The sequence below is a fragment of the Mesorhizobium sp. B2-4-1 genome (assembly GCF_006442185.1).
Classification (GTDB): Bacteria; Pseudomonadota; Alphaproteobacteria; order Rhizobiales; family Rhizobiaceae; genus Mesorhizobium.
The window spans coordinates 642268-655073 of record NZ_VFVN01000001.1; the positions used below are offsets into that span (position 1 = coordinate 642268).

Genomic DNA, 12806 nt, shown 5'->3' on the forward strand with positions numbered 1-12806 from the left:
AGGGCGAAGCAAGGAACGAAGCGGTGCGGCGCGGTCCTGGATGGTGAAGACGTCAGGCCGATCGCCTTCAGCCGGCTTTGAGCGGCTCCGGCACGAACAGCGTTTCCGGCCGCTCATAGGACAGGCGCACGCTGTCGCGGCCGTTCTTCTTGGCCTTGTAGAGGGCCTCGTCGGCGCGGCGCATCAACGGCTCCAGCGCTTCGTCGCCGCTGCGCGCCGCCACGCCGAAACTGGCGGTGACCTTGGTGCCGGGCGGAAGTCCGTCGACGCCGCCGGCCGAGTAGGCCACGCGCACGGTCTCTGCGAGCAGCCGCGCGGCGGCAAGGTCGGTCAAGGGCAGGAGCACCGCGAATTCCTCGCCGCCGATACGTCCGGCCTCACCGCGCGCACCGGCGGCGGCGCGAAGCTTGGCGGCGAAGTCGGCGATCACCCGGTCGCCCGCGGCATGCCCATGCAGGTCGTTGAGCGCCTTGAAGTGGTCGAGATCGGCCAGCACAAGGGCCACCGGCAATTTCGCCGCCGCGCAGCGTTGCAAGAGCAGTGCCGCCCGTTGCTCGAAGCCGCGCCGGTTGAGGAGGCGAGACAGCGGATCTGTGTAGGTTTCGACCTTCAACGCCTTCATCACGTCGAGCGCGGCGGCGGAGAACAGGCAAAGCGCGATCAGCAGCGACAGCAGCGCGTGCGACAGCAACGCCGTCGTCCAATAGGAGGATGTATAGAGCTCGTCATAAGTCGCGAAAGGCCCGTGCGCGACGATGACGGCAAGCGTGCGCACGAAGAAATTCAGCCCCGCGAGCAACGCCAGGACGAACAGGATCTTTTCCGTCGGGCCATTGCCACGCACCTTGCGCAATTCGGCGGCTGCCACCAGGCTGATGCCGCCGAGCGCGAAATTGATGACGAGGACCCGCCATGTCAGGTCCGGCTGGACGAACAGGAACCAGCAAAAGGCGGCCATGCCGCCGCTCGCCAAGACGCAAAGCCCGGCATAGGGCACTCGCCGGCCATGCCGCGCCACGATCGCGCCGGCCAGGCAGGATCCGGCAACGCAGAAGCATAGGTTGGAGAGCAGCTTCGACGGTGCCAGGCCAACGGGCAGCGTGAAATGCTGGAATAGGAACCCGGCCGCCGCAAGCGAATAGCTTACCGCCAGCACGGCCAGATAGGGACGGTGGCGCTGATAGAACCAAAGCACGAGGAACGCCGCGCCGAGGGCCAGCGCGATCGTCGGGTTTAGCAACGCTATCAGCAGGCCGGTGTCCAAAGGACCGTGACTTCCCCTCGCTTGACGTCGGGAAAGACCTTAGGCTGCAAGCCCAAACAAGCGGTTAAGCGAAAGCGAATATGCGTCACGCTGGTGCGGAGCGTGACGTGGAACCGGCGCGCCGGACCTGCGTTTGTCCAGCGCAGAAGAGGAACCGATAATGGCCGATACAATCACCCTGACCGATCACGAGGCAATCCGTTCATGGGCCGCGTCACGCGCCGGCTTTCCGGCCATTGTCGACGTGTCGCCCGAAGCCGGCACGCAGGCGATGCTGCGGCTGGTATTCGGCCAGCACGCCTATGAGGACGAAGACCAGCCGGAGCGCCCGATCAATGCCGGAGGTTATGAGCTGGTCGAGTGGGACGAATGGTTCAAACTCTTCGATGAACGCGGGCTGGCCCTGGTGGTCGCCGCCGAAGAACCGGGGCGCCGCGAGCAGTTCCACGAGATCATCCGCCGCGACGACCGGTGAAGCTCCAAACATGCTCTGAACGCTCAAGCAGAAGGCCCGAATCGCATCGCGATCCGGGCCCTTGCGTTTCGATCGAACCAGCCGCGATTTACTTCCAGTCGCGAATATCGACGAAGTGGCCGGCGATCGCCGCCGCCGCAGCCATGGCCGGCGACACCAGATGGGTGCGCCCCTTGAAGCCCTGCCGGCCCTCGAAATTGCGGTTCGAGGTCGAGGCGCAGCGCTCATGCGGCTTCAGCCGGTCGTCGTTCATGGCAAGGCACATCGAGCAGCCCGGCTCGCGCCAGTCGAAGCCGGCGGCGAGGAAGATCTTGTCTAGCCCTTCGGCCTCGGCCTGTTCCTTGACCAGGCCGGAGCCCGGCACGATCATGGCGTTGACGCGCGGATTGACTTTTCTGCCCTCGACCACCTTGGCGGCGGCCCGCAGATCCTCGATGCGACCGTTGGTGCAGGAGCCGATGAAGACACGGTCGAGGGCGATGTCGGTGATCTTCGTTCCCGGCGTCAGGCCCATATAGTCGAGCGCACGCTGCTTTGAGGTGCGCTTGTTTTCGTCGGTGATGTCTTCCGGGTTCGGCACCATGCCTTGCACCGAAACCACGTCCTCCGGGGAGGAGCCCCAGGAGACGATCGGCGGCAGTTTGGCCGCATCGAGCACGATCACCTTGTCGAAATGCGCGCCTTCGTCGGATTGCAGCGTCTTCCAGTAGGCGAGCGCGGCGTCCCAGGCGGCGCCCTTGGGCGCGCGCGGCTTGTCCTTGACATAGGCGAAGGTCGTCTCGTCGGGTGCGATCAGGCCGGCGCGCGCGCCGCCCTCGATCGACATGTTGCAGATCGTCATGCGGCCTTCCATCGACAGCGCGCGGATCGCCTCGCCCGCATATTCGATGACATAGCCGGTGCCGCCGGCGGTGCCGATCTCGCCGATGATGGCGAGGATGATGTCCTTGGCAGTGACGCCTTCCGGTAACTGGCCGTCGACGCGCACCAGCATGTTCTTGGCCTTGCGCTGGATCAGCGTCTGCGTCGCCAGCACGTGCTCGACCTCCGACGTGCCGATGCCGTGCGCCAGCGCGCCGAAGGCGCCGTGGGTGGAGGTGTGGCTGTCGCCGCAGACGATGGTCATGCCGGGCAAGGTGAAACCCTGTTCCGGCCCGATGATGTGGACGATGCCCTGGCGGATGTCATTCTCGGAATAGTATTCGACGCCGAAATCCTTGGCGTTCTTGGCCAGAGCCTCGACCTGGATGCGGCTTTCCTCGTTCTTGATGCCGAACTTGCGCTCGGGCGAGGTCGAGACGTTGTGGTCGACCACGGCCAGCGTCTTTTCGGGATGACGGACTTTGCGGCCACTCATGCGCAGGCCCTCGAAGGCCTGCGGGCTGGTCACCTCATGGACGAGGTGGCGGTCGATATAGAGCAGGCAGGTGCCGTCGTCCTGGCGGTCGACGACGTGGTCGTCGAAAATCTTGTCATAGAGGGTGCGCGGTGCGCTCATGTGCGTAAATCCGTCGATATGAGAAAGGGAAGGGCAGACGCCGAGATGTCAGGCGAAACGAGTTGATCAGTCGGCCCGCGTAAGTCGGCTGGTCGGCGCGCCACAGACGCGCGCGGAGAAGCGCGACGGCAGGCGTTTTCTGTCCTGCAGCACGAACCCCTTGTAGGCCGGATCGCCAAAAAGCTCTTCCATGGCGGGGTAGATAGCAATGTTTTGGCTTTTCGGCAATTGGCGGTGGCTGCGCGGGACCTGGGTTCCTCGTCCTCGCGTCCACGCCTCCGGGGGATGCGCACCAAGCTTGGCGGACCCGCGGTTCAAAGCACCTCGAAGACAAACGTCTTCACCAGCGCATCCGGCTCGGCAATCGCATAGCAGCGGAACCACGGGCTTTGCTCCATCAGCCGCCATTTTCCCGTCCGTTCCAGCTCGTCGAAGACGGCCTGGAAACCACCGTTCTCGAACACCTGGTCGCGCACGGTGAAGATGGCGTGGCCGCCTTTCTTCGTGATGCGCACCAGTTCGTGCAGGCCGGAAGCCGGCGCATGGCTGATGGTGAACACGCCGGTCGAGAAGAAGGCGCGGAAATGGCCGTCGGGCCAGGGCAGCGGGCCGCCCAGCATTGCCTGCTTCAGCTCGCCATAGGCGTTGCGGCTGCCGGCGATCTTCAGCATGTCGTCCGACAGGTCGAGCCCGGCGATATCGCCGTAGCCCAGCGCCTTCAGCGACGGCCCGGACAGGCCGGTGCCGCAGCCGGCGTCGAGCAGCGGCCCTTCGCCCGCAGGCACGTGGCGCGCCACCCAGGCGGTGATGAGGAACGGCAGGAGATAACCGAGCGAGGCGGTCTCGCTGTCATAAGTCGCGGCCCATGCGGCATAGGCCTGCGCCAGGGTTTCGGGCGTATCGGCCGTATAGACCGAATCCAGCGCAGCATTGGCCTTGTCGACGTTCATGGGCATGCTCCTCCTCCAGTGCGCAACCGGAGCGTAACGCCGTCCTTGCCGAAACACTATTCCTGATGCTGGCGGCGCAACCGCCGTTCCAGCGCCCGGAGCGCCAAAGACAAGCCGACGGTCAGGATGAGATAGATGTAGGCTGTTATCGAATAGGTCTCGAAGAAGCGGAAGGAACCGGCGGCATAGACCTTGCCCATCTGCGTGATGTCGGCGACACCGAGCACCGAGACCAGCGAGGAATCCTTGACCAGGGCGACGAAGTCATTGCCGAGCGGCGGCAGGATGGTACGGATCGCCTGCGGGAAGACGATGAGCCGGAAACGTTGCGCCCGCGTGAGCCCGAGCGCCTTGGCCGCTTCGATCTGGCCCTTCTCGACCGCCTGGATGCCGGCCCGGAACACTTCGGAGATGAAGGCGGAATAGCCGATGGTCAGCGCCATGACGGCGCGCCACAAGAGCGAGACGTCGCGCACCTGCAACTCGCCGAGATAGCCGGTGCTCTGCAGCGGCGCGGTCAGCGCGTTCCAGGCTGCGACGAAAGCCGGTGCGCCGGCAAACGCGATCCAGAACAAAAGCACCAGGATCGGTACGCCACGGATGATCTCGACATAGAAACGCGCGATCTGCCGCAGCCACTGCGAACCCGACAATCCCATCAGCGCGATGCCGAGGCCGATGATCGAGGCCAGCGCGAAGGCGACAATGGTGACGAAGACGGTGACGCCGATGCCCTTGGCGACAGTGGCGAAGACCTGGGCATAAAGATCGCTGGCGGCGATGGCGAGCGCGGCGGCCAAGGCAAGGACAAGGGCGGCGGCCAGCCACCAGGGGAATTCAGGTTTGACGGAGGATGGTGGGGGGGCCATCAGGCGTGGCCGGCGAGGTGCATAGTGCGCAAGGCAGGCGCCAAGGCGCCCCCCTCTGTCCTGCCGGACATCTCCCCCTCAAGGGGGGAGATCAGATGTCTCATCGACCTTCGCCAATCTTCATCGATGCTGCATGTGGGACGAAGGCCAAGCTGCCAATCTCCCCCCTTGAGGGGGAGATGCCCGGCAGGGCAGAGGGGGGCGTTCAAGCGCAAACTCAGCGCGAGTTCCCGCACGCGCACCGCCCGCATCAAGACGAACTACTGCCCCATCTTGTAATCAAGAAACCATTTCTTGTTCAGCGCATCGAACGTGCCGTCGGCCTTGAGCGCGGCGATCGCGGCGTTGACAGGCTTCACCAGGTCGGAGCCCTTGGGAAAGATGAAGCCGAAATCCTCGGTGCCGAGCGGGCCGCCGATCAGCTTCAGCTTGCCCTCGGAAGCGTCGACATAGCCCTTGCCCGCAGTGCCGTCCGTGAGCACCACATCGACGTCGCCAGTCTTCAGCGCCTGCACGGTGGCACCGAACGTCTCGAACAGCTTTATGCGCGGGTTCTGCTCATTGCCGTCCAGCACGCTGTAGACAGCGGTGTAGAAGGGCGTCGTGCCGGCCTGCGCGCCGATCAGCCCGTCCTTGAAGGCGCCGAAGGTCTTGGCGTCGGTGAAGCGGCTCTCGTCGCCGCGCACCAACATGAACTGTTCCGAGCGCATATAGGGGTCAGAGAAATCCACCTTCTGCTTGCGGTCGTCCTTGATGGTGATGCCGGTCATGCCGATGTTGTACTGGTTGTCGGAAACCGCCTGGATCATCGCGTCCCAGGACGTGTTCTGGTACTCGACGGTGAAATTCAGCCGCTTGGCGATCTCGTTCATCGCGTCATATTCCCAGCCGATCTGTTTTCCGGTCTTGGCATCGATGAACTGTAGCGGCGGATAGGCGTTTTCCGTCACCACCACCACTTTCTTGCCGCCGAGATCGGGCAGCGCCTGGGCGAAGGCGGCAACGGGCGCAAGCATGACGGCAAGCAGGCCGGCCAGCAGCAGTTTCGATTTTGTCATGACACACTCCCCGGAAGTGAAAGCGCCCGGACACGGGCCGGGCTTGCAAAGGAAATCCGGCGCCGACTTTAGCTCTCCGCAAGCGCCATGCAAGACGCTCCGCTGCGCCACGGCCGGCGAAAAACGCAAATAGATACTTTCGGCCGGGATTTTGGGGAACGGTCCTTGCCGTGGCCGATCAGCCGCGCTGCGGCGCTCCGGCATCGGCCTCGCGCAGCCCGGCGACGAAGCGGGTCAGCGTGCCGTGCAGCGACTTCAACTCGGCTGGGTCGAGCGGCAGGCTGCAGAGCATGGCGGCGGGGATGTCCCTGGCGCGCTCGCGCAAGGCTTGGCCCTTGGCTGTCGGCTCGACCAGCACGCGGCGCTCGTCGGCAGGATCGCGCCGGCGCGTAACCAGGCCGCCGGCCTCGAGCCGCTTGAGCAGCGGCGTCAGCGTCGCCGAATCGAGGCCCAGCGCCTCGCCGAGCTCGCCCACCGTGCTCGGCGCGCGCTCCCACAGCGCCAGCATGGCCAGATATTGCGGATAGGTCAGGCCAAGCGGATCGAGCAACGGCCGGTAGAGCTTCGTCATCAATCCGCTCGCCGAATAGAGCGCGAAGCAGAGCTGGTCGCTGAGCCTTGGGACCGCGCTTGTCCCGGCGTCACCCGCCGGGACCTGGTTGGCCGTGTCTTTGGTTTTCGCCGTCATGTCGCCTTTGCCGAAATCGCCACCTCGATATTGCCCCTGGTTGCGTTGGAGTAGGGGCAGATCTGGTGCGCTGCCGATACAAGCGCTTCGGCGGCCGCCTGATCAAGACCTTTCGTCTCGGCCGCCAGGGAAACGCCGAGCAGGAAACCGCCCTGACCGTTGGGATGGAGGCTGACAGTGGCCGTCACCGAGGCATCGCGCAGCGGCAGTTTCTGCTTGCCGGCGAGAAACCGCATGGCGCTTTCGAAGCAAGCGGCATAGCCGGCGGCGAAAAGCTGTTCGGGATTGGTGGCGCCACCCTTGCCGCCAAGCTCCTTCGGCATTGCGAGATCGAGGCTGAGCAGGCCGTCATCGGTCTGGACGTGGCCGGCGCGGCCGCCGACGGCACGAGCCTGGGTCGAATAGAGTGCGGTCATATCAAGTCTCCGAAAATTAGATTGTACACGATTATTTAGTCTACCGTATTATAGAAATCAATCCCGCTTTGGAAGCCCGCATTTGGCAAAAGGCGGGCTCCGAAACGAAAAAAGGCGGCCGAAGCCGCCTTTTTTAAGAATATCTGTCTAAACCTTATTCGGCGGCGGCGGCTTCCGCAGCCTTCGCGGCCTCGTCGGCGGCCTTCTTCTCGGCGGCTTCCTTGGCGGCTGTCTCGGCGGCCAGCGCCTGCGCGGCGGCAACCTTCTCGGCCTCGATGCGCGCCTTCTCGGCGTTCAGCGCATCGCGCTCCTCATCATTGAGCTTGCGGGCGCGCACGCCGGTGTTCTCCGAAATACGGGCCGACTTGCCGCGACGGTCGCGCAGGTAATAGAGCTTGGCACGACGCACCTTGCCGCGACGCACGATCTCGACGCCTTCGACCATTGGCGAAAACACCGGGAAGACGCGCTCGACGCCTTCGCCGTAGGAGATCTTGCGGACAGTGAAATTTTCCTGGAAGCCCGAACCGGCGCGGGCGATGACGACGCCTTCATAGGCCTGGACGCGGGTGCGGGTGCCTTCGGTCACGCGGACCTGGACGCGCACGGTGTCGCCGGGCTGGAATTCGGGAAGCTTGCGCTTGGCTTCGATCTTGGCGGCCTGTTCGGCCTCGAGCTGACGGATGAGATCCATCTCAATAATCCACTTCTTGTTCTTCCGACAGTCAGAGCGCCCGGCGCTCGCCTTGCAGTTCCAATGACCGCTCGGCTATGCCCTTTGTTCGAAAACATCGGGCAGGGGCGACTACACCGCCATTGTTGACGGGTCCGGCAGATTTCTCCCGGTTCGGCGGGCACATACAGCTATTTCGACGCTTTGTCACGTCTTGGCCGCGTCTTTTTTGCTCGCGTGCACCATCGTATCTGTCCACTGCCGGGTTGCAAGGGCCCTTCAAGCTGCCTAAGGCGAGGCAACCATAGTTCTCGGGCGGCATCCTCATGTCCTTTTTCGACGCGGTCCTGCTATTCATGGCGGGTTTTCTTTCCGGCGCCGCCAATGCGGTCGCGGGCGGCGGCACCTTCATCACGTTCGGTGCCATGACCTTGGTCGGCCTGCCGCCGATCGTCGCCAACGCGACCTCCTCGGTGACGCAATTTCCCGGCTACATCACCTCGACGCTGGCCTACCGGGACGACATCCGCCATTTCTGGCGTGGCGCCCTGCTGCTCTGCCTGATATCGGCGCTCGGCGCACTGGCCGGCGCGCTTATCCTGCTGGCGCTGGACAATCCGTCATTTCGCGTCCTGGTGCCGTGGCTGCTGCTGGCCGCGACGGCGCTGTTCGCCGCCGGGCCGTGGCTGAAGCCCGCACCCAAGCCGGGGCATGAGGCTTCTGTGGGCTCGTTGGCCGGCTCGCTGGCGCAGTTCGTCACCGCCATCTATGGCGGCTTCTTCGGGGCCGGCATGGGCGTGATGATGCTGGCGACGCTCGGCCTGACCCAGGCCGGCGACTACCACCGCCTGAACGCGCTGAAAAACATGCTGGCCATGGTCATCGCAGCGGTCGCCATCATCGTCTTCGTCTCGGGTGGCGTCGTCGCCTGGCCGCAAGCGATCGTCATGATCCCCGGCGGCGCGTTGGGCGGCTATGCCGGCGTGTGGATCGCCAAGCGCGTGCCGCAGAACGTGGTGCGTGGCTTCGTCGTCGCGGTCGGGCTGTTCCTGGCTTTCTACTATTTCGCCAAGGGCTGAGGAGAGCCGAGCAAGTCCGGCCGCCGTTCTCGAGTCAGCTTCTCCGACTGTGCCCGCCGCCACGCCGCGATCTTGCCGTGGTTGCCCGAGGTCAGCACCTCGGGAATGGGCCGGCCCTCGAAATCCTGCGGCCGCGTGTAATGCGGGTGTTCGAGCAGGCCGTTTTCAAAGCTCTCTTCTTCACCCGACACGGCATTGCCCATGACGCCGGGCAGCAGCCGCACGACCGCGTCGAGCAGCACAAGCGCCGCCGGCTCGCCACCGGACAGAATGAAGTCTCCGACCGAGACTTCCTCCAATCCTCGCGCGTCGATCACCCGCTGGTCGATGCCTTCGAAGCGGCCGCACAGGATGACGGCGCCCGGCCCGGCGGCCAGTTCGCGCACGCGCGCCTGCGTCAGCGGCTTTCCACGCGGGCTCATCAGCAGCCGTGGCCGCAAATCGCCTTCGGGCGAGGCATGGTCGATCGCCCTGGCCAAGACATCGGCGCGCATCACCATGCCGGCGCCGCCGCCGGCCGGCGTGTCGTCGACAGTGCGGTGGCGGTCGGTTGCAAAGTCGCGGATCTGGATCGCCTGCAGCGACCATGTACCCGCCTCCAGCGCCCGCCCGGCCAGCGACAGGCCAAGCAGACCCGGAAACATTTCCGGGTAGAGCGTAAGCACGGAGGCGGAGAAGCTCACCGGTTGCCCCCGGCGTCCCTCGGGCCGCGCGGCCTGCCCTTCGGGTCGAAGCCTTCCTCGCGCGGCGCTTCGCCGTCCTCGTCCTCGACCAGTCCGGCCGCCGCCTGGTTGACGCGCACAAAACCCTCGGCGATGGACACTTCGGGCACAGCGGCCTGCGTGAACGGGATCAACACGCCCTTGCGTCCGGCCAGCGTCACATCGAGGATGTCGCCGCCGCCGAAATTGTGCACGGCGACGACCTTACCAAGGACGGCTCCCGTATCGTCCCGAACCTCCAGACCGATCAGGTCGGCATGATAGAATTCGTCCTCCTCGCCGTCATCGGGCAGCATGGAGCGATCGACGAACAGCTCCGTGCCGGCCAGCGCCTCGGCCGCGTTGCGGTCACTGACACCCTTGAAGCGCACCACGACCACGGTGTTGGCGGGCCTTATGTCGATGATCTGGAAGGCGCGGCCGTCCCTTGCGTAAAGCGGCCCGTAATCGGCGAGCGCCAGCGGATCGCCGGTAAAGGTTTTGACGCGCAATTCGCCCTTGATGCCGTGAGCGGCGCCGATCACGGCCATCTGGACAGGGTTCTGGGGCTTGCTCATGGCGCGCTTTTACCTTCGTCATCCACGGGCGGAGCAGGCGCGAAGCGACTGCGCAGACCCGAGGACCCATTCGTTACGGTGATCAAACCCACGGCAGTTCAGAAAGGCTCACGGGTCTCGTCCCTGCAACTCTCTATTTGCGGATACCCCGTTTGGCCAATCACCACGGTTTTGACTTGCCGCCGGTCGACTCCTAGCCCCACCGGATTGTCATTTCAATGACGCCTCTTCACCGCTTCCTAACCCGGCTGCCGGAAAATGACGGCGAACCGGAACGACGCCATGCAGGAATTCCTTATCCCGGCAAAGCCCGACCTCCAGGCGGCGCGCGAAAGCTGGCTCAAGATGCTCGCGCGAGAACGTCGGCTGTCGCCCGAGACGGTGGAAGCCTACGAGCGCGACACCAGGCAGTTCCTGCATTTCCTGACGGGTCATAATGGCGGCCCGCCCGGCATAGCCGACATCGCCGATCTGCGCCCGGCCGACCTGCGCGGCTTTCTCGCCGCCCGCCGCAATGAAGGCGCAGGCGCCCGCACGCTCGGCCGGGGGCTGGCCGGCATTCGCTCACTCTTGCGCTTTCTGGAACGGCGTGGTCTCGCCAACGCAGCGGGCGCGGCGGCCCTGCGCGCGCCTCGCCAACCAAAGTCACTGCCGAAACCGCTGACGGCCAGTGACGCAAAACATGTCGTTTCCGTCGAGGGTCAATTGGCGGAGGAACCCTGGATCGCCGCCCGCAACGCCGCCGTGCTGACGCTGCTCTACGGCTCGGGCCTGCGCATTTCCGAGGCGCTCGGCCTTGCCGGCGCCGAACTGGCGTCGGAGGCCGACACGGTGCTGCGCGTCACCGGCAAGGGCGGCAAGACGCGGCTGGTGCCGGTGCTGCCGGTGGCGCTCAGGGCGGTTGCCGAATACCGCCGGCTGTGCCCCTACCATCTCGACCCCAAGGGCCGGTTGTTTCGCGGCGCGCGCGGCGGCCCGCTCAACCCGGCCATCGTCCAGCGCGAGATGGCCAAGCTGCGCTCGGCGCTCAACCTGCCGGACACCGCAACGCCGCACGCCTTGCGCCATTCCTTCGCCACGCATCTGCTCGGCCGCGGCGGCGACCTGCGCACCATCCAGGAACTGCTCGGCCATGCCAGCCTGTCGACCACGCAGATCTACACCGGCGTCGATACGTCGAGGCTGTTGGAGATCTATGAATCGGCTCACCCGAGGGCGTGAAGTATTGGGGTTGCGCGAGGCTTCCGGACTTCGCCACGGGATGATGAGGGGTGGGCGGCTCAACCAACCGCAAGCCGTTCAGTAATTCGAGCGATAGTCAAAACTGATTGAACCGAAGACAATTTCGTTCTCCGGGTTAACCGTTTTGCCGTTTTTCCAGCTTAGGAAAGGACCATGAAACGGGTCATCGTCATCGCCGACCGCGCTGCGCTCTTCTCGCTGAAGCTGCTCCTGGCGTTCCATGTGCTGTTCTTCCTGTCTCTGCTCGCCGTCCTGTTGTTCGCGGCGGGCAAGGCGCATGCCGAAATCCCGTCCTGCACCGGTGCCGACATGCTGTCGGCGTTGCAGAAAAGTGACCCGTCCACCTACCGCAAGATCGAGGCGGAAGCCGCCGCAACGCCGAACGGCAAGGGCCTGCTGTGGAAGCTGGAGAAGACGGGCGAACAGCCGTCCTTCCTGTTCGGCACCATGCATATGACCGACCCGCGCGTCACAGCGCTGCCGCCGGCGGCGCAGAAGGCCTATGACGGCGCCGGCACCATCGTCATCGAGACCACCGAAGTGCTCGACCAGCAGAAGATGATGGCGGCCCTGCTCAAGCAGCCGGAGCTGATGATGTTCACCGACAGCACCACGCTGTCGTCGCTGCTGTCGCCCGACGACGCCGCGGCGGTCGACAAGGCGCTCGACGAACGCGGCATCCCGCCGGCAACCGTCGCCAAGATGAAGCCGTGGATGCTGTCGGCCATGGTGGCGCTTCCAGCCTGCGAGCTCGCCCGCAAGGCGGGCGGCGCGCCGGTGCTCGACGTCAAGCTTGCCGAGGATGCCAAGGCCTCCGGCAAATCCGTCGAAGGGCTGGAAACCGTCGTCGACCAGCTGCGCGCCATGGCTTCGCTGCCGATGGCGTTCCACATGAAGGGACTGGTCGACACGCTGAAGCTCGGCGACAAGATGAACGACGTCAACGAAACCATGATCGTGCTCTACCAGCGCGGCGAGACCGGCATGTTCTGGCCGCTGTTTCGCGCCGTGCTGCCCGGCGAGACGGGCGACGCGACAGGCTACGCGGCGTTCGAGCAGACCATGATCACCAGCCGCAACAAGGCGATGGTCGATCATGCCGGACCATTCCTCGCCAAAGGCAGTGCCTTCATCGCCGTCGGCGCGCTGCATCTGCCCGGTCCCGAGGGCCTGGTCGAGGATTTCCGCAAAGCCGGCTATACTGTCACCGCTGTCGATTGAGTCGCGTGGGCAGCGGAGGAACCGTGCGCCGCGTTTTCGGCGCTTTCCTTCCCTAGCGTGAAACCCCATCAACGGTTGCGCGTTGATGGCTGTT

At 64.9% G+C, this 12806-nt stretch carries 14 protein-coding genes; 4 read left to right on the forward strand and 10 right to left on the reverse strand.

Features of this window, described 5'->3' with window-relative positions; genetic code table 11:
* Nucleotides 1–67: 67 nt before the first annotated feature.
* A complete protein-coding gene (locus tag FJ949_RS03295; RefSeq protein ID WP_140492721.1) occupies nt 68–1264 on the reverse strand; it encodes a GGDEF domain-containing protein in 1197 nt (398 codons plus the stop codon).
* Nucleotides 1265–1424: 160 nt separating this feature from the next.
* On the opposite strand from FJ949_RS03295, the gene FJ949_RS03300 reads away from it, so the two are divergent.
* Nucleotides 1425–1739 (forward strand): hypothetical protein, encoded by a 315-nt coding sequence (locus FJ949_RS03300; protein WP_140492726.1) that lies wholly within the window; start codon nt 1425–1427, stop codon nt 1737–1739.
* Between the two features lie 88 nt (nt 1740–1827).
* On the opposite strand, the gene leuC is transcribed toward FJ949_RS03300, so the two are convergent.
* The 7 genes from leuC to rplS form a co-directional block, all read right to left on the reverse strand.
* Nucleotides 1828–3237 carry a 3-isopropylmalate dehydratase large subunit gene (gene leuC / locus FJ949_RS03305; RefSeq protein WP_140492729.1) on the reverse strand — a complete coding sequence of 470 codons (1410 nt, stop codon included), beginning with the start codon at nt 3235–3237 and terminating at the stop codon, nt 1828–1830.
* Nucleotides 3238–3551: 314 nt separating this feature from the next.
* Nucleotides 3552–4187 (reverse strand): class I SAM-dependent methyltransferase, encoded by a 636-nt coding sequence (locus tag FJ949_RS03315; protein ID WP_140492735.1) that lies wholly within the window; start codon nt 4185–4187, stop codon nt 3552–3554.
* A gap of 56 nt (nt 4188–4243) precedes the next feature.
* The gene (locus FJ949_RS03320; protein WP_140492737.1) at nt 4244–5056 is read right to left on the reverse strand and encodes an amino acid ABC transporter permease; all 813 of its coding nucleotides are present in this window, start codon (nt 5054–5056) and stop codon (nt 4244–4246) included.
* A 260-nt stretch (nt 5057–5316) separates the two neighbouring features.
* Nucleotides 5317–6114: a transporter substrate-binding domain-containing protein gene (locus tag FJ949_RS03330; RefSeq protein ID WP_140492740.1), complete on the reverse strand. Its 798-nt coding sequence runs from the start codon at nt 6112–6114 to the stop codon at nt 5317–5319.
* 178 nt (nt 6115–6292) lie between these two features.
* Nucleotides 6293–6802 carry a MarR family transcriptional regulator gene (locus tag FJ949_RS03335; RefSeq protein WP_140492743.1) on the reverse strand — a complete coding sequence of 170 codons (510 nt, stop codon included), beginning with the start codon at nt 6800–6802 and terminating at the stop codon, nt 6293–6295.
* On the reverse strand, nt 6799–7218 hold the full coding sequence (locus tag FJ949_RS03340) for an organic hydroperoxide resistance protein (protein ID WP_140492746.1): 420 nt from the start codon (nt 7216–7218) through the stop codon (nt 6799–6801). The genes FJ949_RS03335 and FJ949_RS03340 overlap by 4 nt, the downstream gene beginning before the upstream one ends.
* 154 nt (nt 7219–7372) lie before the next feature.
* Nucleotides 7373–7912 carry a 50S ribosomal protein L19 gene (gene rplS, locus FJ949_RS03345; RefSeq protein ID WP_140492749.1) on the reverse strand — a complete coding sequence of 180 codons (540 nt, stop codon included), beginning with the start codon at nt 7910–7912 and terminating at the stop codon, nt 7373–7375.
* A gap of 305 nt (nt 7913–8217) precedes the next feature.
* Between rplS and FJ949_RS03350 the strand changes: the two genes are divergently transcribed.
* On the forward strand, nt 8218–8970 hold the full coding sequence (locus FJ949_RS03350) for a sulfite exporter TauE/SafE family protein (RefSeq protein WP_140492752.1): 753 nt from the start codon (nt 8218–8220) through the stop codon (nt 8968–8970).
* On the opposite strand, the gene trmD is transcribed toward FJ949_RS03350, so the two are convergent.
* Both trmD and rimM read right to left on the reverse strand, forming a co-directional pair.
* Nucleotides 8952–9653 carry a tRNA (guanosine(37)-N1)-methyltransferase TrmD gene (trmD, locus tag FJ949_RS03355; RefSeq protein WP_140492755.1) on the reverse strand — a complete coding sequence of 234 codons (702 nt, stop codon included), beginning with the start codon at nt 9651–9653 and terminating at the stop codon, nt 8952–8954. The genes FJ949_RS03350 and trmD overlap by 19 nt on opposite strands.
* Nucleotides 9650–10249, reverse strand: a complete 600-nt coding sequence (gene rimM, locus FJ949_RS03360; RefSeq protein ID WP_140492758.1) for a ribosome maturation factor RimM — start codon at nt 10247–10249, stop codon at nt 9650–9652. The genes trmD and rimM overlap by 4 nt, the downstream gene beginning before the upstream one ends.
* Before the next feature lie 282 nt (nt 10250–10531).
* Between rimM and FJ949_RS03365 the strand changes: the two genes are divergently transcribed.
* Together FJ949_RS03365 and FJ949_RS03370 are read left to right on the forward strand one after the other, a co-directional pair.
* On the forward strand, nt 10532–11470 hold the full coding sequence (locus FJ949_RS03365; protein ID WP_140492761.1) for a tyrosine recombinase XerC: 939 nt from the start codon (nt 10532–10534) through the stop codon (nt 11468–11470).
* 174 nt (nt 11471–11644) lie between these two features.
* Nucleotides 11645–12712 (forward strand): TraB/GumN family protein, encoded by a 1068-nt coding sequence (locus tag FJ949_RS03370; protein ID WP_140492766.1) that lies wholly within the window; start codon nt 11645–11647, stop codon nt 12710–12712.
* The last annotated feature ends 94 nt before the right edge of the window (nt 12713–12806 follow it).

Coding starts and splice junctions, on each gene's coding strand:
- rimM (WP_140492758.1), bottom strand. CDS start 10,249: ATGAGCAAGCCCCAGAACCCTGTCCAGATGGCCGTGATCGGCGCCGCT.
- FJ949_RS03330 (WP_140492740.1), bottom strand. CDS start 6,114: ATGACAAAATCGAAACTGCTGCTGGCCGGCCTGCTTGCCGTCATGCTT.
- rplS (WP_140492749.1), bottom strand. CDS start 7,912: ATGGATCTCATCCGTCAGCTCGAGGCCGAACAGGCCGCCAAGATCGAA.
- FJ949_RS03350 (WP_140492752.1), top strand. CDS start 8,218: ATGTCCTTTTTCGACGCGGTCCTGCTATTCATGGCGGGTTTTCTTTCC.
- leuC (WP_140492729.1), bottom strand. CDS start 3,237: ATGAGCGCACCGCGCACCCTCTATGACAAGATTTTCGACGACCACGTC.
- FJ949_RS03340 (WP_140492746.1), bottom strand. CDS start 7,218: ATGACCGCACTCTATTCGACCCAGGCTCGTGCCGTCGGCGGCCGCGCC.
- FJ949_RS03370 (WP_140492766.1), top strand. CDS start 11,645: ATGAAACGGGTCATCGTCATCGCCGACCGCGCTGCGCTCTTCTCGCTG.
- FJ949_RS03300 (WP_140492726.1), top strand. CDS start 1,425: ATGGCCGATACAATCACCCTGACCGATCACGAGGCAATCCGTTCATGG.
- FJ949_RS03315 (WP_140492735.1), bottom strand. CDS start 4,187: ATGAACGTCGACAAGGCCAATGCTGCGCTGGATTCGGTCTATACGGCC.
- FJ949_RS03365 (WP_140492761.1), top strand. CDS start 10,532: ATGCAGGAATTCCTTATCCCGGCAAAGCCCGACCTCCAGGCGGCGCGC.
- FJ949_RS03320 (WP_140492737.1), bottom strand. CDS start 5,056: ATGGCCCCCCCACCATCCTCCGTCAAACCTGAATTCCCCTGGTGGCTG.
- FJ949_RS03335 (WP_140492743.1), bottom strand. CDS start 6,802: ATGACGGCGAAAACCAAAGACACGGCCAACCAGGTCCCGGCGGGTGAC.